Below are 19391 nucleotides of genomic sequence, written 5' to 3'. Positions count from 1 at the left end.
CCTCAAGTAAACAGCATTATCGCTCAGGCGAGGTTTTTTGCCCGTTGGCAAGTCGGTAAAAAATCCTACACGATCCTACACTTTTGACCTGCGTCGGAGATTTTTCCCACTTATCGCGTCAACATCGCGTTCATTTCGCTACTGGCAACAGGCCGCTACACTCTGAGCCATGAACAGATCCGGTGACCGCCTGAAAGCCCTTCTCAGAGAATGTGGCCTGACTCCCGCAGATTTCGCTGCTCAACGCCGCGTGACGTCGCAGCACATCAATAACTGGTTCATCCGCGGCATCCCCATTGCCCGCCTCGATGAAATAGCCGAACTGTTCTGCGTACAACGCCGCTGGTTGCAGACTGGCGAAGGCCCCAAGCATCCGCCTTCGCTGCTGCGCCTTTACTCCCCCCAGACAACCCCCACCACCACACCCGGCCTGATGCCGGAACCTTCGGCCCCATTGGTGCAACTGCCACTTCATGAGCTGCGCGGTGGCCAATTGGCAGCGTTGGACAATCACTACCTGGCAATGCCTGCATCAGCCCTGCTCGCATTGGCGGTACCTGTGGATAACGCCATCTGCATGACCATGCCAGCCGCCAACATGGCGCCCTGGATACCACGCGACGCCATTCTGGCGATCGACCTGAGCTACAAACAGGTAGTGGATGGCGAGATCTATGCCCTGCTGCACAATGGCAGGCTCAGAGTGAATTGCCTTAGCGTCGGCGTACGTAACAGCTTGTGCCTGCATAGCCATAACCCCCGTGACGCGGTGGAACGTTACACACCGCTGGAGCGTGAAGCGCAGAAGCTCGCAGTCCTGGGCTGGGTCTTCCATTGGTCCCATTACCGCCAACGCCGCCCCGAATGACTGCCACTGGGCCAATTTTTGCTGGGCATACCGCGCCGGCCCTTGTATGCTACGCGGCACATTCAGCCCCGGCCGGTGCAAGCCGTGTTCCAGAGGGCTTGGCAACGCTCCACACGATCGTTTGCCCTCTCTTTCAGGCCCTTGATGGCCATCCAGTTAAGGCGGTTGCGGCTTACCATAAATTAGTCGGAAGCGTCCCCGAGAAGCCGGCCACAAGCCGGCTTTTTAATGCCCGACGCTCAGTCCCTCATTCCCAGCTCCGCATCCTCCATCAGCGCCTTGGCCATCGCACTCAGGTAGTGCGAGGCCCAGATCATCATCGGTTTGTCTTCCATCAAACCGAGGATGGTCAGCTCGCGCACATAGCCCATCAGTTCCGAGGCTTGCTCGCGGGCATCGCGGCACGGGATGCCGGGCTCTATACGGAACAATGGGTGGGTCTGGTTCTCACCTTGGTAAAAGATGGTCTTGCCGGGAGTGCATGGGGCGGTGTCTGTAGTCACTGTTCAATATCCCTTAAATCTCTCTTGCCTGATCTGGCCTCTTCGCGGGCAAGGCCGCCCCAACAGAGATCGCCTCAGACCGAAGGCCTGCGCTGTAGCTGTGGAACCGGGCGTGCCCACCATGAGCGACGAGCAGCCAGCACATCAACTGAGGCTTAGTGCAAGGTGCGAGGCCCTGTGGGCATCTGCACCTGGATCAACGCTGATTCGAGCAAAGCCCGCAGCGCTTCAATCTCATGCATCGAGGCCATCATCAGGATCGATGCCGGTGACTTGGGCTGCAGCAGCAATGCCTGATGCACCACAGTCGTCGCGCATAGGGCGTACTCCGTGGCCTGGATCAGAGTGTCTTCAAGGGAATGAATATCGTGGGGTGGGTCGGGGACAATTTTGAGCATGGTGTAATCTCGTCTGTATCAGAAGGGACCACCACGACATCACTTGCATTTGATGGGTGGCGGCTACGTGCGGGTCTGCAAGACCGGACAGACGAGAACCGGCAGATCCGAAGATCTCCCGCACGCAGCCACCATTAACCGAAGCTGACTTCATGCAACTCGGATAGCGGTACTGAGCGTCTGATCGGGCTTGCAGGCCCGGTCGCTGATTTGGCAACGACCGGATCACACTAAGCCGCCAGATACACCACCGCAATGGCCCAAAGGCGGTAGCAAGCTAATTCAGAAATGGACTACAAACAACGGGAATTTTCTGAACTTAGAAGTCATACCGCGCCCCAACCATCATGCTTCGCGATGGCCCATAGAAGTTGAATTTCGAAGTCGACCCCACCCGCGACAGGTAATCCCGATCGAACAGGTTGTTAATGTTGTACGTCGCCGTAAGCGTCGAGGTCACCGGATACAACAGCATCGCGTCAACAGCGGCATAGCCCGGCGCATTGATACGCACCCCGCCGTTTTCAGAGTAGAAATAGCTCATTCCCGAAACACCGCCGCCAATGGCCAGCCCATTCAGCGGGCCTTGGCTGATCGCGTATTGCTCCACAACTGCGCGGCGCGGGTGGCGCTCGCCAAAAGTCGTAGAAGCTCAGCTTGCCTGTCGGGCAGCTCAGTACTGTATGCTTGGCCGGTCTTCAGGGCGGGGTGAAAGTCCCCACCGGCGGTAAATCGAAAGATAAGCCCGCGAGCGCCTCGGCCATGCCGAGGGTCAGCAGATCTGGTGCGACTCCAGAGCCGACGGTCATAGTCCGGATGAAAGAAGGCGTCAGGCAGGGGCCATCCGGGCGCCCCTGCGCGCGCGTTTGGTTCGCCCCGAGACGTTCATCGATCCATTACGAGGAGCGTTTCATGTCCCCTTTGCTGCACCAGCAATTCCCTAATGTGTCCGCCGCCATCGCCGCCTTCCAGGCCGGGCGCCCCGTATTGCTGCTCGACGATGACGACCGCGAAGATGAAGCCGATATCGTCGCCGCCGCCGAGAATCTATCGTTGCAGACCATGGCCATGATGATCCGCGACTGCAGCGGTATCGTCTGCCTGTGCCTGGACGAAGCCACGGTCGATGCCCTACAGCTGGCCCCCATGGTGCAGAACAACCAGGCCCGTCATGGGACTGGCTTCACCGTCACCATCGAAGCAGCCGAGGGCGTCAGCACTGGGGTGTCGGCGCAGGATCGCATCACCACCATTGAAGCAGCGCTGCGCTCGACCGCCGAGCATCGGCATATCGTCAGCCCTGGCCATGTGTTCCCGCTGCGCGCCCGTGATGGCGGCGTGCTGGCCCGGCGTGGGCACACCGAAGGTTCGGTCGACCTGGCGCGCTTGGCGGGCCTGCGCCCGGCAGCGGTGCTTTGCGAGTTGATGAACCCTGATGGCAGCATGGCGCGGGGCGAACAAGTGGCTGTTTATGCGCGGCAGTACAACCTGCCGGTGCTGACCATCGAAGAACTGGCCCGCTGCCGGGAGGCCATGCTGGAGCGGCAAGCCGAGATCGCCTGAACCAGGGCATGGGGGGCTGCGCAGCCTGCTGAAGTTTGCTCCCCCAGCCCCGCTCTGCTAACGTCGCGCGGTTCAGACCCGCCACAGAGACTGTCGCCATGGCCCGCAAAAAAGCCTCCATCGATTTCGAACAATCCCTCGCCGACCTGCAAGCGCTGGTCGAGCGCCTGGAGAACGGCGAACTGTCGCTGGAAGACTCGCTGGCGGCGTTCGAGCAAGGCATCGCCCTGACGCGCGATTGCCAGGGCGCCCTGGCCCAGGCCGAACAGAAAGTGCAAATTCTGCTGGAGCGGGACGGCGAACTCGCCGCGCAACCGTTCGATGCGGAGCCAGAAGCATGATCAGCGCTTACCAGGCCAGTTGCCAGGCCCGCGTCGACGCCGCGCTCGAACCGCTGTTCATCGCACCGACCAAAGAGCTGGAGCGCCTGTACGCGGCCATGCGCTACAGCGTGATGAACGGCGGCAAGCGCGTGCGCCCGCTGCTGGCCTACGCCGCGTGCCAGGCCCTTGGCGCGCCGCCCGAGCAGGCCAACGGCGCCGCCTGTGCCGTGGAGCTGATACATGCCTACTCACTGGTGCATGACGACCTACCGGCCATGGACGACGACGACCTGCGCCGTGGCCAACCCACCACCCACAAAGCCTTCGATGAAGCCTGTGCGATTCTGGCCGGTGACGGCCTGCAGAGCCTGGCATTCAGCGCCCTGCTCGACCCACACCTGAGCCCACAGGCCGATGGCACCCGTCTGGCCATGGTCCAGGCCCTGGCCAAAGCGGCAGGCCCTGCCGGTATGGTCGGCGGCCAGGCCATCGACCTGGGTTCGGTGGGCATCAAGCTTGACCAGCGGGCTCTGGAATTGATGCACCGGCACAAGACCGGCGCCTTGATCGAAGCCAGCGTGCACCTTGGCGCCCTGGCCAGTGCCCGAGCCGAGCAGGCGCAGCTTGATGCCCTGCAGATGTATGCACAGGCTGTCGGCCTGGCCTTCCAAGTGCAGGACGATATTCTCGACGTAGAAAGCGACACCGCCACCCTGGGCAAGCGCCAGGGCGCCGACATCGCCCGTGACAAGCCGACCTACCCTGCCCTGCTGGGGCTCGAAGCCGCCAAAGCCTATGCCATCGAACTGCGCGATCAGGCGCTGGTCGCATTGCAAGGGTTCGATGAAAATGCCGAGCCGCTGCGGGCGTTGGCACGCTATATCGTCGAACGCCGCCATTAAGGCCTGACTTCAAGCCCTGTGGGACTGGGTTGACCCGCGGATGCGATGGTGATTTCAGCATCGCGTTGTAAGATAAACCCGGCCCTGCAGCGCCCGCGTAACCCGTGTCGAATGGGCACTTTTCCCACAATGGGGTAAACTGCCGCGTCTTAACACACCTATAACGACTCGCCTGATGCCCACGACGTTTCAAGAGATCCCCCGCGAACGCCCGGTCACGCCGTTGCTCGACCGCGCTGACACGCCTGCCGGCCTGCGCCGGCTGGCCGAAGCCGACCTGGAGACCCTGGCCGACGAGTTGCGCCAGGAATTGCTCTACACCGTTGGTCAGACCGGTGGGCATTTCGGTGCCGGCCTGGGTGTCATCGAGCTGACGATCGCCCTGCACTACGTCTTCGATACCCCGGATGACCGGCTGGTATGGGACGTCGGCCACCAGGCCTACCCGCACAAGATCCTCACCGGGCGCCGCAACCGTATGCTCAGCCTGCGCCAGAAGGACGGCATCGCCGCTTTTCCGCGCCGCAGCGAGAGCGAATACGACACCTTCGGCGTCGGCCACTCCAGCACCTCGATCAGCGCTGCGCTGGGCATGGCCATTGCCGCCCGCCTGCAAAACAGCGCGCGCAAGTCTATCGCGGTGATCGGCGATGGTGCCCTGACCGCTGGCATGGCCTTCGAGGCGTTGAACCACGCTCAGGAAGTCAACGCCGACATGCTGGTGATCCTCAACGACAACGATATGTCGATCTCCCGCAACGTCGGCGGCTTGTCCAACTACCTGGCCAAGATCCTTTCCAGCCGCACTTACGCCAGCATGCGTGAGGGCAGCAAGAAAGTGTTGTCGCGCCTGCCGGGTGCCTGGGAGATCGCGCGTCGCACCGAGGAATACGCCAAAGGCATGTTGGTGCCGGGCACGCTGTTCGAAGAGCTGGGCTGGAACTACATCGGCCCGATCGACGGCCACGACCTGCCGACCATGATCGCTACGCTGCGCAACATGCGCGACCTCAAGGGCCCGCAGTTCCTGCATGTGGTGACCAAGAAAGGCAAAGGCTTCGCGCCGGCCGAGCTCGACCCGATCGGCTATCACGCCATCACCAAGCTTGAACCTGTCGACAAGCCGGTGGCGCCGAAGAAGGTCAGCGGCCCCAAGTATTCGGCAGTGTTCGGCCAATGGCTGTGCGACATGGCGGCCACCGACAATCGCCTGGTGGGCATTACCCCAGCGATGAAGGAAGGCTCTGACCTGGTCGCTTTCAGCGAACGCTACCCGCAGCGGTATTTTGACGTAGCGATCGCCGAACAGCATGCCGTTACCTTGGCCGCCGGTATGGCCTGCGAAGGCAGCAAGCCGGTGGTGGCGATCTACTCCACCTTCTTGCAGCGGGCCTACGACCAGCTGATTCATGACGTGGCGGTGCAAAACCTCGATGTGCTGTTCGCCATCGACCGCGCCGGCCTGGTCGGCGAAGACGGCCCCACCCATGCCGGCAGTTACGATCTGTCGTACCTGCGCTGCATCCCGGGCATGTTGGTGATGACGCCAAGCGACGAAAACGAACTGCGCCAGATGCTCACCACCGGCCACCTGTTCAATGGCCCAGCGGCTGTACGCTATCCCCGTGGCACGGGCCCCAATGCACCGATCAGTGGTGACCTCGAACCATTGGAAATTGGTAAGGGCGTTGTTCGCCGCCAAGGCGAAAACGTTGCCTTGCTGGTGTTCGGCGTACAGCTGGCCGAGGCCCTGCAAGTTGCCGAGCGGCTCAACGCCACCGTGGTCGACATGCGTTTCGTCAAACCACTGGACGAGGCGTTGGTGCTGCAATTGGCTGCCAGCCACGAGTTGCTGGTGACCATCGAAGAAAACAGCATCATGGGCGGCGCTGGTGCGGCGGTGGGTGAGTTCCTGGCCCAGCAAGCGGTGGTCAAACCGCTGCTGCACCTGGGGCTGCCGGATATCTATGTCGAGCATGCCAAGCCGGCGCAGATGCTGGCCGAGTGCGGCCTGGATGCCGCTGGCATCGAGGCCTCGGTCAAAGCTCGCATGGCCAGGCTCGGCCTCTGAGGCCATTGGCGGGTCAACCCGGCTCTACAGGCCGTTGCAGGCATCTGTAGGGTCGGGTTGACTCGTGAATACTAAGTGACCGTGCATGAAAATCCTGACCTTCGCGCCACTGCTCTGCCTCCCCTTGCAGGTGCTGGCCGCCGAGCGCGACGACGCCCTCAAGCTGCCTGACATGCTGGTCAGCGCTAACCGCCAGGCGGAATCTCGCAGCGCCACCAGCGCCGCCAACACTGTGTTCACCCGCGCCGACATCGATCGCCTGCAACCGAGCAGTGTCACCGACCTGCTGACTCGCGTACCCGGCGTACAAGTCGCCCCTACCGGCGGCCGTGGCAGCCTTCCAGGCATTTTCATCCGGGGCACCAAAGCTGCTCAGAGCCTAGTGCTGGTCGATGGCGTGCGCATCGCCAATGCAACCTCCGGCGACAGCGGCCTGCAGTTTCTCGATGTCGACCAGATCGAACGTGTCGAAGTGCTGCGCGGCTCGCGCTCGGCGGTGTATGGCAGCGACGCGATTGGCGGGGTGATCCAGATCTTCACTCGCCGCAGCAGTGGCCCAGGGCTGCAGCCACGCCTGCGCCTGGCAGCGGGCAGCAACCAGACCTTTCAGCGCAGCCTGGGTTTGTCGGGCGGCGACGACGCCACCCGCTTCAATCTGGGTGCCAGCCTCGATGAAACGGCCGGCATCGACTCCACCGGGCCTTCGTTCGACAGCGATGGCGATCACGACGCGTACCGTAACCGGTCGCTGAACCTGAGCCTGAGCCACACCTTTGGCGAGCGCCTGGAGGCGGGTTTGAACGTGCTCGACAGCCGCGGACGCAGCGAGTACGACAACCCTTTCGGCCGCTTCGACCCGGTCAGCTTCCAGAGTTTGGGCCAGAAGCCCTACACCGACTTCAGCGTCAGCAGCGTGGGTAGCTACTTCGATGCACAACTCAGCGACCTCTGGCACTCGCGCCTGGAGTTAGGCCATAGCGAAAACCGCGACGATAAGCGCGACAAGCTCAGCGACGAGCGCTTTGTATTCAACACCTACCGCGACCAAGTCACCTGGCAGAATGACCTGGAGCTGGAAGCGCGGCATAACCTGCTACTCGGTGGCGACTGGTACCAAGACCGCGTGCACGGCAGCACCGATTTCAGTGAGGACAGCCGTTGGAACCGTGCTGCTTTCATCCAGCACCGTTACCGTGGCGAAGGCTTCTCTACCGAGGTGGGTGTACGGCGCGATCAGAACCAGCAGTTCGGCGGGCAAACCACCTGGAGCGCCAGCCTCACGCTGCCTGTAAATGCGCAGAACGATGTGCTGCTGTCCTACAGCGAAGGTTTCCGTGCACCGACGTTCAACGACCTGTATTACCCCCAGTACAGTAACTCGGACCTCAAGCCTGAGCGCTCGAAAAGCTACGAGCTGCAGTGGCGCAGCCAACTCAGCCCCGACAGCCGCTTGGAAACCTCGCTGTACCGTACCGACCTGCGCGACGCAATCATCTTTGGCCAGGACTCGATCCCCCGCAACGTAGCTGCGGCGCGGATCAACGGGCTGGAAATGGCACTCGACCAGCAATGGGGACAATGGCGTAGCCAACTGGCCCTGGCGCTGACCGACCCACGGGACCGCGACAGTGGTCACACCCTCGCTCGCCGTGCCCGGCGCACCCTGAGCCTGGACCTGGATCGCCAGTTCGACCGCTTCGATGTGGGTGCCAGCTGGCAGGCGGTCAGCGCCAGTTACGACGATGAGGCCAACCGTAATCGCCTGGGCGGCTACGGCCTGCTCGGCGTGCGTGCGGGCTGGGCAGCGACCGACGAACTGAAACTTGAACTCAAGCTTGATAACCTGCTGGCCAAGGATTACAGCCGGGCGCTATACAGCTTCGACGGTGCCAGCTATGGCTACCGCGAAGAAGGCCGTACCGCGCTGTTGAGCGTCACTTGGACGCCGGCACTTTAGCCGCCAGCAGCGCACACAGGCGGGCAGTAGCTTCAATCATCTGGCCGCTGGGCCGCTCCAGGCCCTTGTCCGGCACCACCAGCAAGCCGTCCCCGGCCACGGCACTCAGGCGTGGCCAGGCCCGCCAGCTCGCCAGCTGCGCGCGATCACCCGCCAGAATTACCTGCGGGTCCCGCGCCAGAACCGACTCGACATTCACCTGCGGCGCCGGCTGGGCCAGGTCGGCGAATACATTGCGTGCCCCGCACACCGCCAAGGCATCGCTGACGACCTGCTGCCCGCCCAGGGTATACAACGGCCGATCCCAGACCTGGTAGAACACCCGCAACGGCTGCGCGCGCCGGTACTGCTGGCGCAATTGCAGCAGGCGCTCAGCCAGGGCCTGCACGTAACGCCGGCCCTGCTCCTCCCGCCCGACACGCACGGCGATGGCTTCGATCTGTTCGAGCAACTGGTTCAAGTCATGAGGTTCGGCGCTGTAGGTCGCGATGCCTAAGCGCTTAAGCTGGTCGCGCTGGGCGGGGGGCACGCTGCCGGGCCATAGCAATAGCAGGTCGGGCTTGAGGCTGAGCAGGGTTTCCATGTTCAACTGGCCCTGGCGCCCGACCGAAGGCAGCTGCTGCAATGCGTGCGGCCGCTCACCGCCATCGAGCACGCCCACCAGCAAATCCTCAGCGTGCAACTCAAGCATCACTTCAGTCATCGACGGCGCCAGGCTGACCACGCGCAAAGGTTCATCGGCCCGTGCGCCAACGCTCAGCAGCGCCAGCAGGCAAAGCACAAAGCGCATCAGCCCAGATGACGCGAAATGCGATAGAGACATAGCAGCACCGCCGTTGACAGCCCGAGCAGCACCTGCGGCACCGCTTCCAGCCCAACCAGCACTGACAGCGCACCGACCCAGGCCGGGAAGCAGGCATACAGCATGCCCATTCGCCGCACCTGGGCAAGGTTGATCCAGGCTGCAGGCTCCTGCGCCGTGCCAAGCGCTTTGGAAGTGGCGGTCAGCGCCCGCTTGTACGCGCCGAAGCGCGGCAGGCTGAGGAACATGCTAGCGGCGCCGGCAATGAACAACGGCATTGCTAGCACCGGCATCAGGGCATCGCCCCCACCGAATGCCCAGGCCATGATTGGCAGCGGCACCAGGCCCACCGCCAGGTATTGCCACCAGGCCAGCGCCAGGCGGCGTTTGACCTGGCTGCGGGTCACGCTTGGGGCACCTCGCCCTGGTGTTCGTTACCCAGCATATGGCCGAGCTTGCCAGCCTTGGTTGCCAAGTAGTAACGGTTGTGCGGGTTATGGCCGGTGTGCAGCGGCACGCGCTCGGCAACCTTGATGTTCATGTCGGTCAGCGCTTTGACTTTGCGCGGATTGTTGGTCATCAGGCGCAGCGAGCTAACCCCCAGGTGCTCAAGCATCGGCAGGCACATGGCGTAATCGCGCTGGTCAGCGGCAAAGCCCAGGCGCTCGTTGGCCTCGACCGTATCGGCGCCGCCATCTTGCAGCTCGTAGGCGCGGATCTTGTTCAACAGGCCGATGCCGCGGCCCTCCTGACGCAGGTACAGCAGCACACCACGGCCTTCCCGGGCGATGGCCTGTAAAGCGGCTTCAAGCTGCGAACCACAGTCGCAACGCTGGCTGAAAAGGGCATCGCCGGTCAGGCACTCGGAGTGCAGACGCCCCAGCACCGGCTCGCCATTGGCGATATCACCCAGGCTGAGCACTACGTGCTCACGGCCAGTGGCTTCGTCGAGAAAGCCATGCATGGTGAAGGTCGCAAAGGGAGTCGGGAGTTTCGAGGCGGCAACAAAGACGACGGGCACGTTGTGCTCCTGGATAAGTAGGAAATTTCTCGTGTGCCGATTGTATCAGCAGGTCGTCAGGTGTGCGCTCGTTGAATACCGCGCCTGAACATCGAAAAGTTCGATGTTTGCAAGGGCGATAGTCCAGCATCACTGCGGCTTGCTGAGGGCCGAGAACGGGTAAGGCTGCTTCCAGCGCTCGAAGATCGGCTTGAGTTCCCCGCTACGCACCAGTTCGGCCATGCGCTGGTCGAACAGCTCGCACAAGGCCTGTGCTTGCCCGGTGCGGGAAAACGCCAGGTAAAGCGGTAGTTCGGCGACGTGGGTGCTGCGAAAACGCTCTGGTTGCGAGGTTTGGCCGAGCACGTAATCGACTTCGGTTTTTGCGTCGATGTAAAAATCCACCCGCTCATGTTCGAGCATCGGCAAGATGCCGTCACGGCGCTGGACTTCACGGTAGTTGCTGACATTGGGAAGGTAACTACCATAGTCGTACCCACGCACCCAGGCTAGCCGATACTGGCCGAGGGCAGCCAATGTAGGCGCAGGCTTGCTGGCCAAGCCGAGGGCGTAGATATGGTCCATGTCGAAGTGCCACTTGGGGTAGAGGTTGTCGGCGTTTTCCTGCTTGTAGGAGCCCACCCAGGCATCAGCTTCGCCACGCTTGACCAAGCCAACCGCCCGGCTATAGGGCGCACTTTGCGCTACCACATGAACCCCGGCAGGCTCGAAGACCTTGCGCAATACATCCCAGGCGACACCAGTCCCATCGGCGTTGGTGTAATCCACCCACTCTTCGCTGACCAGGGTGATCTGCTTGGGCAACGGCTCAGCGGCCATGGCCCATGGGGCAAGGCTCAGCATCATTGCCAGCAGTACGGTCCTCACGGCCATTCAACGCTCCCTGCTTCAGCCTACCGCCCATACCAGAACCTGCATCCCCAGCCAGGCGAACACACCTGCCAGCACATCGTCGAGCATGATCCCGACACCACCATGTACATGCCGATCGATCCAGCGAATCGGCCACGGCTTGAGAATGTCGAAGAAACGGAACATCAGGAACCCAGCCAGGATCCACTGCCACCCTTCCGGTACCAGCCAGAGGGTGATCCACATGCCGACCATCTCATCCCAGACAATGCCCTCATGGTCGTGCACACGCAAGTCTTCGGCCACTTTACCGCACAGCCAGAAACCGAACAGCATGGTCACGCCCAGCAGCAGCCAGTAACCCCAGTCGGGGAGCATCTGCCATAGCGGAATGAACGGGATGGCCACCAGCGAGCCCCAGGTGCCTGGGGCTTTTGGCAAGGTGCCGGAACCGAAACCAAAGGCAATGAAATGCCATGGATTGCGCCAGACCGATGGCGGAACGTTCTCCGCTGGCACCTGGTTGGGGTGGTCGGTCACGGTGTCTCCCTAAAATGTTGATAGCCCCGTTGGACCGGGGTGATGTCCTGGCCCTGCGCATCACGCAGGGTCACGCGCTTGCCATCGAGCACACGGCCGATAACGTACACCTGGCCAGGAGCACGGTCGATGAGCCCGGGCAGCGCGGCAGGTGGCAGAGTGAACGCCAGGACGTAGTCGTCGCCTCCGGTCAGCGCCGCCAGCCGTGCCCCATCGAGGCCGAGAAACCCTTGCAGTGCAGGAGACACTGGCACCTGCTCCAGGTTCACCTCCAGCGCAACACCGGAGGCCTTGGCGATATGCCCGCAGTCGGCGAGCAGGCCATCGGAAATGTCCAGTGCCGACGTGGCCTGGCCGCGCAACAGCTGGCCCAGGCCAAGCTGAGGCATTGGCGACCAGTAATGCTCAAGCAACGGCTCAGCCAGCTCCGCCGGTGCCTCGCGCTCACCCAGCACCAGCGGCAATGCCCCTGCCGCCTTGCCCAGCGTGCCGCCGACGCACAGCAAATCGCCGGGCCGTGCGCCGCTGCGGCGCAACGCTTGGCCGGCCGGCACGCGGCCGAACACGGTGACGGTGATACTCAGCGGCCCACGGGTGGTATCACCACCGACCAGGCTCATGCGGCACCGCTTTGCCATGCGGCCAAGCCCTTCGGCAAATGCCGCCAGCCACTCGGCACCTACGTCGGGCAGGGTCAGGGCAAGGGTGAAGCCGATCGCCGTTGCGCCCATGGCGGCCAGGTCACTGGCCGCCACGGCCAGCGAACGCTGGCCTAGCAGCAACGGATCGCAGACGCTTGGGAAATGCACGCCGGCTACCAGAGTGTCGGTCGACACCGCCAGTTGCTCACCGGGTGGAAGGCCGAGCAGGGCGCAATCGTCGCCGATGCCCAACGCCACACCTTCGCCGCCCTGCGCGCAAGGCGCGGCGGCGAAGTAATGGTTGATCAGCTCGAACTCACCCATGGGCCGGCAGCGCCAGGATCAGCGCTTGTTCGCCTTGACTTCTGCTTCGCGCAGCACTGGAGCGAGTTTGTCCAGCACGCCATTGACGAACTTGTGGCCATCGGTGGCACCGAAGACCTTGGCCAGCTCCACACCTTCGTTGATCACCACGCGGTACGGTACGTCGACGCGCTTGATCAGCTCCCAGGTGGACAGGCGCAGTACGGCCAGCTCGACCGGGTCGAGCTCTTCCAGCGCCATGGTCATGCAAGGTTCCAGCGCTTTGTCGATTTCGCCTTTGATCGCCGGGACCCCATGCAGGATCTCGCGGAAATAGGCACCGTCGACATCGGTGAAATCGTTATCGACCCGGAACTGCGCTTCGATCTCGTTCAGCGAATGCTGTGCCATGTGCCACTGGTACAGGGCCTGGGTCGCAAGCTTGCGTGCCTCACGGCGCTTGGCGCTCTTGGAAGGCTTGCCGGCATCCGCAGGTTTTGGATCGCGCGGGTTGAAACGATCGCTTTCGTCGCTAATCACTTGGCCTCCAACTGCGCCAGCAGGCTGACCATTTCCAGTGCGGACAGGGCAGCTTCACCGCCTTTGTTGCCAGCCTTGGTGCCGGAGCGCTCGATGGCTTGTTCGATGGAGTCGACGGTCAGAACGCCGAAGGCCACCGGTACGCCGAACTCCATGGACACCTGGGCCAGGCCCTTGGTGCATTCGCCCGCCACGTATTCGAAGTGCGGGGTGCCGCCACGGATCACCGCGCCCAGGGCGATGATCGCGTCATATTCGCCTTGCTGGGCGACTTTCTGTGCCACCAGCGGGATTTCGAACGCGCCAGGGGCACGGATGATGGTGATTTCGCTTTCGCTGACACCGTGGCGTACCAAGGTATCGACGGCGCCGCTTACCAGGCTTTCAACGACGAAGCTGTTGAAGCGGCCAACCACCAAAGCATAGCGACCTTTGGGGGCGATGAAGGTACCTTCGATGGTCTTCAGGGTCATTCGATGTTCTCATCTTCAAGAGCGAGGCCGCATACAAGCGGCCTCGGCAGGGGTCTGGACTCGAGCTCTGGGCGTCAATGCCGCCTCAAGTCACTCGGAGGGCACGTATTCTACAACTTCCAGATCGAATCCGGATATCGCATTGAACTTCATCGGCGAACTCATCAGGCGCATCTTGCGCACACCAAGGTCGCGCAGGATCTGCGAACCGGCACCAACGGTGCTGTAGGTGGTCGGCACTTTGGCCGGTGCATCGCCTGCGCTTTCACGGATGTGCGCCAGCAGCACGTCGCCGTCCAGCGGGTGGCCCAGCAGCAGCACCACGCCGCTGCCTGCCTCGGCCACAGCGGCCATGGCCGCACGCAGGCTCCAGCGGCCTGGCTGCTTGACCAGCAGCAAGTCGCGCAGCGGGTCCATGTTGTGGACGCGAACGAGGGTGGGCTCTTCAGCGCAGATGTTGCCCAGCGTCAGGGCCATGTGCACATCGCCTTCCACCGCGTCGCGGTAGGTGACCAGGTTGAATTCGCCAAGCTCGCTCTCGATCGGCTGCTCGGAAACGCGCTGTACGGTGCGTTCGTGGATCATCCGGTAGTGGATCAGGTCAGCGATGGTGCCGATCTTCAGGCCATGTTCGGCGGCGAACACTTCCAGCTCGGCGCGACGCGACATGGTGCCGTCATCGTTCATCACCTCGCAGATCACCCCGCTCGGCTCGAAACCTGCCATGCGCGCCAGGTCGCAGGCCGCTTCGGTGTGGCCGGCGCGGGCCAGCGTACCGCCTGGCTGGGCCATCAGTGGGAAGATGTGGCCAGGGCTGACGATGTCTTCTGCCTTGGCGTCCTTGGCAGCTGCGGCCTGCACGGTACGCGCACGGTCGGCAGCGGAAATACCGGTGGTGACACCCTCGGCAGCCTCGATCGACACGGTGAACTTGGTGCCGAAGCCCGAGCCGTTGCGCGGCGCCATCAGCGGCAGCTTCAGGGTTTCGCAACGCTCGCGGGTCATCGGCATGCAAATCAGACCGCGGGCGTGCTTGGCCATGAAGTTGATGTGCTCAGGCTGGCAGCACTCGGCGGCCATGATGATGTCGCCTTCGTTTTCACGGTCTTCGTCATCCATGAGGATGACCATTTTGCCCTGGCGGATATCTTCGACCAGTTCTTCGATGCTGTTGAGCGCCACTGGGCACCCCCTTCTCAATCAGGATTTCAAGAAGCCGTTGGCGGCCAGGAAGCTTTCGGTAATGCCACTGCCCTTGCTCGGCTCGGCAGCCTTGTCACCCAGAAGCAGACGCTCCAGATAACGGGCCAGCAAGTCGACCTCAAGGTTGACCCGACGCCCTGCGCGGTAGTCGGCCATGATGGTTTCGGACAGGGTGTGCGGGACAATGGTCAGCTCGAATTCGGCGCCATTGACCTCGTTGACCGTCAGGCTGGTGCCATCGACGGTGATCGAGCCCTTGTGGGCGATGTACTTGGCCAGCTCCCTCGGTGCACGCACCCGGAACTGGATGGCCCGCGCGTTATCGCTACGCGAGATGATTTCGCCGACGCCATCGACATGGCCGCTGACCAGATGGCCGCCCAGCCGGGTGGTGGGAGTCAGGGCTTTTTCAAGGTTGACCTTGCTGCCACTTTTGAGGTCGATGAACGCGGTGCGCTTGAGGGTCTCGACGCTGACATCAGCCCAAAAGCCATTGCCCGGCAGCTCGACGGCGGTCAGGCATACACCGTTGACAGCGATGCTGTCGCCGAGCTTGACGTCACCCAGGTCGAGCTTGCCGGTTTCGACGTAGACGCGCACGTCACCACCCTTTGGGGTCAGGCTGCCGATGGTGCCGATGGATTCGATGATGCCGGTGAACATGGGGACTTCCTCAAAAACAGGTTGCGCAGGGCAAGCCGAGCATTATACGCCGGGCGCCGGCAGAGGGATGGCCGTGACCCGCCAGTCATCGCCCACTGCGCGCATGTCGGTGATTTTCAGCCGTGGCGCCTGGCTCATTTTCTCCAGCGGCCAATCCAGCAGCGGGCGGGCCTGGGAGCCTAGGAAGGTGCCTGCGACGAACAACTGGTACTCGTCGATCAGGCCTTGACGGGCGAAGGCGCCAACCAGGCCGGGGCCGGCCTCGAGCAGAATCTCGTTGGTTCCGCGAGCGGCCAGCGCCTGCAGCAGGGCCGGCAGGTCCACTTGGCCATTGTCGCCGGGCAGGCTGAGCAGCTCATGGCCAGCAGCGGCATAGCGTGGGTCATCTGCGACGGCGGTGGCCACCAGCGCCGGGCCGGCCTGGAAGAACGGGGCGTCCAGGGGCAGGCGCAAACGGCCATCAACCAGCACACGTAGCGGTGTACGGCTCAACGCCAAGGCAGTGGCCTCATGGTCCAGGCCCAGTTCGGCTGCACGTACGGTCAGCCGTGCGTTGTCGGCCAGCACACTGGCGGCGCTGGTCAGCACCACGCTGGCACGGGCACGCAAGCGCTGCACCGCCGAGCGGGCAGCGGGGCCGGTGATCCACTGGCTTTCGCCGCTGGCCATGGCGGTGCGCCCATCCAGGCTCATCGCAAGCTTGGCGCGCACGAATGGCAAGCCGTGCTCCATGCGTTTGAGAAAGCCGGGGTTGAGGGCCCGGGCCTCGGCTTCGAGCAAGCCGCTGGCAACCTCTATGCCTGCCTCGGCCAGGCGCCGCAAGCCTTGGCCAGCCACTTGGGGGTTGGGGTCCTGCATCGCGGCGACCACCCGGGCCACCCCCGCGTTGACCAGCGCCTCGGCGCACGGTGGCGTGCGGCCGTGGTGGCTGCACGGTTCCAGGGTCACATACGCGCAGGCGCCGCGGGCCAGCTCACCGGCTTGACGCAGCGCATGCACTTCGGCGTGTGGCTCACCGGCCCTAACATGCCAGCCTTCACCGACCACTCGGCCATCGCGAACGATCACGCAGCCGACACGCGGGTTGGGGTGAGTGGTGTAGATGCCCTTGCGCGCCAGCTCAAGGGCGCGGGCCATGTAATGGGCATCGAGGATCGCGGTCTGGCTGGGCATGCTCACTCTTTAGCCGGCTCGCGGGCCAGGCGATCGATCTCTTCGCGGAATTCGTCCAGGTCCTGGAAGCGGCGGTACACCGAAGCGAAGCGGATGTAAGCCACCTCGTCGAGCTTGCGCAGCTCGGCCATGACCAGTTCACCCACTACCAGCGATTTGACTTCGCGCTCGCCCGTGGCGCGCAGGCGGCTTTTGATGTGCGCCAGCGCCGCTTCCAGGCGCTCGACGCTGACCGGGCGTTTTTCCAGCGCGCGCTGCATGCCAGCGCGCAGCTTGTCTTCATCGAACGGCTGGCGGGTACCGTCCTGCTTGATCAGGCGGGGCAGCACCAGTTCGGCGGTTTCGAAGGTGGTGAAACGCTCGCCGCAGGCGACGCACTCACGGCGGCGGCGCACCTGTTCGCCCTCGGCGACCAGACGCGAGTCGATGACCTTGGTGTCGTTGGCACCGCAAAAGGGACAGTGCATGGTGGCAGGCAACAAAAAAAGGGAGGGCCATGGTAGCGCATTGCACTGGCAAGACAAGCCAAAGGGGTTAACATCCATACAATTCTGCCCGTGAAGGACCCACCCATGCCTCGTCGTGCGCTCGTCGTACTGTGCTGCACTTGCTTGCTAGCCGCTTGCGGCAGTGACCGCCCAAAAACCGCAACAGCCCCTGCGCCAGTACCGGCCAAGGTGGCCAAGAACGTCGAACCGCTCGGCCCGCTGCCGGCCTATCAGCGTGAATTGAGCGGCACACTGCTGGAAATTCCGGCTGGCGCAGACGTGGAACTGGCGCTGCTGGTCATCGATGACCGTGATCGTCCGCAACAGCTCCTGGCTAGCAGTACCCTGACCGGCACAGGCCAACCCCTGCCCTATCACCTGCGTTTCAACCCCGAGGCTTTCCCCGCCGGGGCCCGGGTCGAGCTGCGTGGCCGCGCCAGCCGCTCTGGCCAACTGATCATGCACCTGCCCCCCGTGCGTATCATTCAGGCCCAGACCCAGGCTACCGGCCCGCTGCGCTTCGAAAAGGCGCCATAAGTGCCGCCGCTTGCCCTGCAGCAGGCCCTCAGTGGCCTGATTGGCGAAGCACGCCTGGTGATCAGCGCGCTGCCTGAGTGCGAATTGAAACTGTGGCTGATCGACGATCAGAACATGGACCGCGCGTTCACCAGCGAAGAAACTCAACGCATCCTCGAGGAGCCGCCGTACTGGAGCTTCTGCTGGGCCAGCGGCCTGGCCATGGCCCGCTTCCTGGCCGCGCACCCTGAGTGGGTTGCCGGCAAGCGCGTACTGGACTTCGGGGCAGGCTCGGGCATCGCCGGGATTGCCGCCGCGCGCGCGGGGGCACTGGAAGTAGTCGCCTGCGACCTCGACCCGCTGGCGTTGCAGGCCTGCCGCGCCAATGCTCAGCTCAATGCGGTCGAGCTGGGTTACAGCAGTGATTTCTTCGCCGAAGCCGACCGCTTCGACCTGATTTTGGTTGCTGATGTGCTGTACGACCGCGCCAACCTGCCACTGCTTGATGCCTTTCTGGATCGTGGCCGCCAGGCCTTGGTGGCGGACTCGCGCGTGCGTGATTTCAACCATCCGCTGTACCGGGCCCTTGGCGTGCTCGAAGCCTTGACCCTGCCGGACCTGGCAGAGCCACACGAATTCCGCAGGGTCAGCCTGTACCACGCCAGCCGCGAGCCTTTATAGTGATGCCATTCACGGATTTGCGAGAGTCGCGATGAGCCAGGAAACCCCTTACATCTTCGATGTCACCGATGCCACCTTCCAGCAACTGGTGATCGAGAACTCCTTCCACAAGCCGGTACTGGTGGACTTCTGGGCCGAGTGGTGCGCGCCCTGCAAGGCGTTGATGCCGCTGCTGGCGAAAATCGCCGAGGGCTATCAGGGCGAATTGCTGCTGGCCAAGATCAACTGCGATGTCGAGCAGCAAGTGGTGGCCCAGTTCGGCATTCGTAGCCTGCCGACCGTGGTGCTGTTCAAGGACGGCCAACCTGTCGACGGCTTTGCCGGCGCCCAGCCGGAGTCGGCGATCCGGGCCATGCTCGAGCCGCATGTGCAACTGCCGGCCGCACCGACCGCTTCGCCGTTGGAGCACGCCAAGGCGCTGTTCGCCGAAAGCCGCTTTGCCGAAGCCGAAGCCGCGCTGCAACAGTTGCTGAGCGAAGACAACAGCAACGCCGAGGCGCTGATCTACTATGCCCGCTGCTTGGCCGAGCGCGGTGAGCTAGGCGAAGCTCAAACGGTCCTGGACGCAGTCAAGGGTGACGAACACAAGGCCGCCCTGGCCGGTGCCAAAGCGCAACTGACCTTCCTGCGTCAGGCCGCCAGCCTGCCGGAAGTCGCAGACCTCAAAAGCCGTTTGGCGCAGAACCCGCAAGATGACGAGGCGGCGTACCAGTTGAGCATCCAGCAATTGGCACGCCAGCAATACGAGGCGGCATTGGAGGGGTTGCTCAAACTGTTCCAGCGCAACCGTGGGTACGAGAACGGCCTGCCACAAAAAGCCATGCTGCAGGTGTTCGAGCTGCTCGGCAGCGACCACCCATTGGTCGGCGTGTACCGTCGCCGCCTGTCTTCGGCGATGTTCTGAGAATGC

The 19391-nt window shown here is 63.2% G+C and carries 23 protein-coding genes, 1 pseudogene and 1 riboswitch; of the genes and pseudogenes, 9 read left to right on the top strand and 15 right to left on the bottom strand.

All coding sequences use genetic code 11. The annotated features are described in order from the left end of the window. Positions 1-169 precede the first annotated feature (169 nt). Positions 170-868 (top strand): LexA family transcriptional regulator, encoded by a 699-nt coding sequence (locus tag ACK59H_RS11615; RefSeq protein ID WP_186478749.1) that lies wholly within the window; start codon positions 170-172, stop codon positions 866-868. Positions 869-1107: 239 nt separating this feature from the next. Here the strand turns inward: ACK59H_RS11615 and ACK59H_RS11610 are convergent, their stop codons facing one another. The 3 genes and pseudogenes from ACK59H_RS11610 to ACK59H_RS11600 all read right to left on the bottom strand — a co-directional run. Next, positions 1108-1371, bottom strand: coding sequence for a DUF3077 domain-containing protein (locus ACK59H_RS11610; protein ID WP_060478946.1), 264 nt, complete (start codon positions 1369-1371; stop codon positions 1108-1110). A gap of 155 nt (positions 1372-1526) precedes the next feature. Beyond that, positions 1527-1769 carry a hypothetical protein gene (locus tag ACK59H_RS11605; protein ID WP_060478945.1) on the bottom strand — a complete coding sequence of 81 codons (243 nt, stop codon included), beginning with the start codon at positions 1767-1769 and terminating at the stop codon, positions 1527-1529. A 319-nt stretch (positions 1770-2088) separates the two neighbouring features. Further along, positions 2089-2370: pseudogene (locus ACK59H_RS11600) on the bottom strand (TonB-dependent siderophore receptor); the annotation flags it as partial. A gap of 89 nt (positions 2371-2459) precedes the next feature. After that, positions 2460-2601, top strand: a riboswitch (FMN riboswitch). An 80-nt stretch (positions 2602-2681) separates the two neighbouring features. On the opposite strand from ACK59H_RS11600, the gene ribB reads away from it, so the two are divergent. From ribB to ACK59H_RS11575, 5 genes are all read left to right on the top strand, one after another. Beyond that, positions 2682-3332 (top strand): 3,4-dihydroxy-2-butanone-4-phosphate synthase, encoded by a 651-nt coding sequence (ribB, locus tag ACK59H_RS11595; protein WP_060478943.1) that lies wholly within the window; start codon positions 2682-2684, stop codon positions 3330-3332. 98 nt (positions 3333-3430) lie between these two features. Then, positions 3431-3673: an exodeoxyribonuclease VII small subunit gene (locus ACK59H_RS11590; protein ID WP_008092375.1), complete on the top strand. Its 243-nt coding sequence runs from the start codon at positions 3431-3433 to the stop codon at positions 3671-3673. After that, positions 3670-4557 carry a (2E,6E)-farnesyl diphosphate synthase gene (gene ispA / locus ACK59H_RS11585; protein ID WP_060478942.1) on the top strand — a complete coding sequence of 296 codons (888 nt, stop codon included), beginning with the start codon at positions 3670-3672 and terminating at the stop codon, positions 4555-4557. The genes ACK59H_RS11590 and ispA overlap by 4 nt, the downstream gene beginning before the upstream one ends. A gap of 175 nt (positions 4558-4732) precedes the next feature. Then, a complete protein-coding gene (gene dxs, locus ACK59H_RS11580) occupies positions 4733-6628 on the top strand; it encodes a 1-deoxy-D-xylulose-5-phosphate synthase (protein ID WP_060478941.1) in 1896 nt (631 codons plus the stop codon). 85 nt (positions 6629-6713) lie between these two features. Then, positions 6714-8585, top strand: a complete 1872-nt coding sequence (locus ACK59H_RS11575) for a TonB-dependent receptor domain-containing protein (protein ID WP_409264460.1) — start codon at positions 6714-6716, stop codon at positions 8583-8585. On the opposite strand, the gene ACK59H_RS11570 is transcribed toward ACK59H_RS11575, so the two are convergent. The 12 genes from ACK59H_RS11570 to nrdR all read right to left on the bottom strand — a co-directional run bounded on the left by ACK59H_RS11570 (position 8563) and on the right by nrdR (position 17263). Then, a complete protein-coding gene (locus tag ACK59H_RS11570; RefSeq protein ID WP_060478939.1) occupies positions 8563-9375 on the bottom strand; it encodes a cobalamin-binding protein in 813 nt (270 codons plus the stop codon). The genes ACK59H_RS11575 and ACK59H_RS11570 overlap by 23 nt on opposite strands. Continuing rightward, complete coding sequence (locus tag ACK59H_RS11565) at positions 9375-9794, bottom strand: hypothetical protein (RefSeq protein ID WP_060478938.1); 420 nt, start codon at positions 9792-9794, stop codon at positions 9375-9377. Before ACK59H_RS11565 ends, ACK59H_RS11570 begins: the two co-directional genes overlap by 1 nt. Beyond that, entirely contained in the window at positions 9791-10408 is a 618-nt protein-coding gene (gene ribA / locus ACK59H_RS11560) for a GTP cyclohydrolase II (RefSeq protein WP_060478937.1), read from the bottom strand. Before ribA ends, ACK59H_RS11565 begins: the two co-directional genes overlap by 4 nt. Before the next feature lie 129 nt (positions 10409-10537). Beyond that, the gene (locus ACK59H_RS11555) at positions 10538-11281 is read right to left on the bottom strand and encodes an ABC transporter substrate-binding protein (RefSeq protein WP_060478936.1); all 744 of its coding nucleotides are present in this window, start codon (positions 11279-11281) and stop codon (positions 10538-10540) included. A 15-nt stretch (positions 11282-11296) separates the two neighbouring features. Further along, a complete protein-coding gene (locus ACK59H_RS11550; RefSeq protein WP_060478935.1) occupies positions 11297-11800 on the bottom strand; it encodes a phosphatidylglycerophosphatase A in 504 nt (167 codons plus the stop codon). Continuing rightward, positions 11797-12765 (bottom strand): thiamine-phosphate kinase, encoded by a 969-nt coding sequence (gene thiL, locus ACK59H_RS11545; RefSeq protein ID WP_409264459.1) that lies wholly within the window; start codon positions 12763-12765, stop codon positions 11797-11799. Before thiL ends, ACK59H_RS11550 begins: the two co-directional genes overlap by 4 nt. A gap of 18 nt (positions 12766-12783) precedes the next feature. Beyond that, positions 12784-13284, bottom strand: a complete 501-nt coding sequence (gene nusB, locus ACK59H_RS11540) for a transcription antitermination factor NusB (RefSeq protein WP_060478933.1) — start codon at positions 13282-13284, stop codon at positions 12784-12786. Next, a complete protein-coding gene (gene ribE, locus ACK59H_RS11535) occupies positions 13281-13757 on the bottom strand; it encodes a 6,7-dimethyl-8-ribityllumazine synthase (protein WP_060478932.1) in 477 nt (158 codons plus the stop codon). Before ribE ends, nusB begins: the two co-directional genes overlap by 4 nt. Positions 13758-13847: 90 nt before the next feature. Beyond that, a complete protein-coding gene (gene ribBA / locus ACK59H_RS11530) occupies positions 13848-14939 on the bottom strand; it encodes a bifunctional 3,4-dihydroxy-2-butanone-4-phosphate synthase/GTP cyclohydrolase II (protein WP_060478931.1) in 1092 nt (363 codons plus the stop codon). Positions 14940-14957: 18 nt separating this feature from the next. Further along, positions 14958-15623 (bottom strand): riboflavin synthase, encoded by a 666-nt coding sequence (locus ACK59H_RS11525; protein ID WP_288439185.1) that lies wholly within the window; start codon positions 15621-15623, stop codon positions 14958-14960. Positions 15624-15665: 42 nt separating this feature from the next. Then, positions 15666-16796 carry a bifunctional diaminohydroxyphosphoribosylaminopyrimidine deaminase/5-amino-6-(5-phosphoribosylamino)uracil reductase RibD gene (ribD, locus tag ACK59H_RS11520; protein WP_409264458.1) on the bottom strand — a complete coding sequence of 377 codons (1131 nt, stop codon included), beginning with the start codon at positions 16794-16796 and terminating at the stop codon, positions 15666-15668. A gap of 2 nt (positions 16797-16798) precedes the next feature. Continuing rightward, the gene (nrdR, locus tag ACK59H_RS11515) at positions 16799-17263 is read right to left on the bottom strand and encodes a transcriptional regulator NrdR (RefSeq protein WP_016393425.1); all 465 of its coding nucleotides are present in this window, start codon (positions 17261-17263) and stop codon (positions 16799-16801) included. 105 nt (positions 17264-17368) lie between these two features. On the opposite strand from nrdR, the gene ACK59H_RS11510 reads away from it, so the two are divergent. The 3 genes from ACK59H_RS11510 to trxA are packed head-to-tail and all read left to right on the top strand — an operon-like array spanning position 17369 to position 19385. Continuing rightward, positions 17369-17821 carry a YbaY family lipoprotein gene (locus tag ACK59H_RS11510; RefSeq protein ID WP_060478928.1) on the top strand — a complete coding sequence of 151 codons (453 nt, stop codon included), beginning with the start codon at positions 17369-17371 and terminating at the stop codon, positions 17819-17821. Next, positions 17822-18481, top strand: coding sequence for a class I SAM-dependent methyltransferase (locus ACK59H_RS11505; RefSeq protein ID WP_409264457.1), 660 nt, complete (start codon positions 17822-17824; stop codon positions 18479-18481). 31 nt (positions 18482-18512) lie between these two features. Beyond that, positions 18513-19385: a thioredoxin gene (trxA, locus tag ACK59H_RS11500; protein ID WP_060478926.1), complete on the top strand. Its 873-nt coding sequence runs from the start codon at positions 18513-18515 to the stop codon at positions 19383-19385. Positions 19386-19391: the final 6 nt, after the last annotated feature.

This window comes from Pseudomonas sp. KCJK9000 (assembly GCF_046230725.1).
Lineage (GTDB): Bacteria > Pseudomonadota > Gammaproteobacteria > Pseudomonadales > Pseudomonadaceae > Aquipseudomonas > Aquipseudomonas promysalinigenes.
Note: the sequence above shows the minus strand (reverse complement) of the source record. Positions and strands in the feature narration are given on the sequence as shown.

Excerpts from the sequence above, each read along its gene's own strand:
- ACK59H_RS11615 (WP_186478749.1), top strand. The coding sequence starts at position 170 with ATGAACAGATCCGGTGACCGCCTGAAAGCCCTTCTCAGAGAATGTGGC.
- ACK59H_RS11605 (WP_060478945.1), bottom strand. The coding sequence starts at position 1,769 with ATGCTCAAAATTGTCCCCGACCCACCCCACGATATTCATTCCCTTGAA.
- ribB (WP_060478943.1), top strand. The coding sequence starts at position 2,682 with ATGTCCCCTTTGCTGCACCAGCAATTCCCTAATGTGTCCGCCGCCATC.
- ACK59H_RS11590 (WP_008092375.1), top strand. The coding sequence starts at position 3,431 with ATGGCCCGCAAAAAAGCCTCCATCGATTTCGAACAATCCCTCGCCGAC.
- ispA (WP_060478942.1), top strand. The coding sequence starts at position 3,670 with ATGATCAGCGCTTACCAGGCCAGTTGCCAGGCCCGCGTCGACGCCGCG.
- dxs (WP_060478941.1), top strand. The coding sequence starts at position 4,733 with ATGCCCACGACGTTTCAAGAGATCCCCCGCGAACGCCCGGTCACGCCG.
- ACK59H_RS11575 (WP_409264460.1), top strand. The coding sequence starts at position 6,714 with ATGAAAATCCTGACCTTCGCGCCACTGCTCTGCCTCCCCTTGCAGGTG.
- ACK59H_RS11570 (WP_060478939.1), bottom strand. The coding sequence starts at position 9,375 with ATGCGCTTTGTGCTTTGCCTGCTGGCGCTGCTGAGCGTTGGCGCACGG.
- ACK59H_RS11555 (WP_060478936.1), bottom strand. The coding sequence starts at position 11,281 with ATGGCCGTGAGGACCGTACTGCTGGCAATGATGCTGAGCCTTGCCCCA.
- thiL (WP_409264459.1), bottom strand. The coding sequence starts at position 12,765 with ATGGGTGAGTTCGAGCTGATCAACCATTACTTCGCCGCCGCGCCTTGC.
- ribE (WP_060478932.1), bottom strand. The coding sequence starts at position 13,757 with ATGACCCTGAAGACCATCGAAGGTACCTTCATCGCCCCCAAAGGTCGC.
- ACK59H_RS11525 (WP_288439185.1), bottom strand. The coding sequence starts at position 15,623 with ATGTTCACCGGCATCATCGAATCCATCGGCACCATCGGCAGCCTGACC.
- ribD (WP_409264458.1), bottom strand. The coding sequence starts at position 16,796 with ATGCCCAGCCAGACCGCGATCCTCGATGCCCATTACATGGCCCGCGCC.
- nrdR (WP_016393425.1), bottom strand. The coding sequence starts at position 17,263 with ATGCACTGTCCCTTTTGCGGTGCCAACGACACCAAGGTCATCGACTCG.
- ACK59H_RS11510 (WP_060478928.1), top strand. The coding sequence starts at position 17,369 with ATGCCTCGTCGTGCGCTCGTCGTACTGTGCTGCACTTGCTTGCTAGCC.
- trxA (WP_060478926.1), top strand. The coding sequence starts at position 18,513 with ATGAGCCAGGAAACCCCTTACATCTTCGATGTCACCGATGCCACCTTC.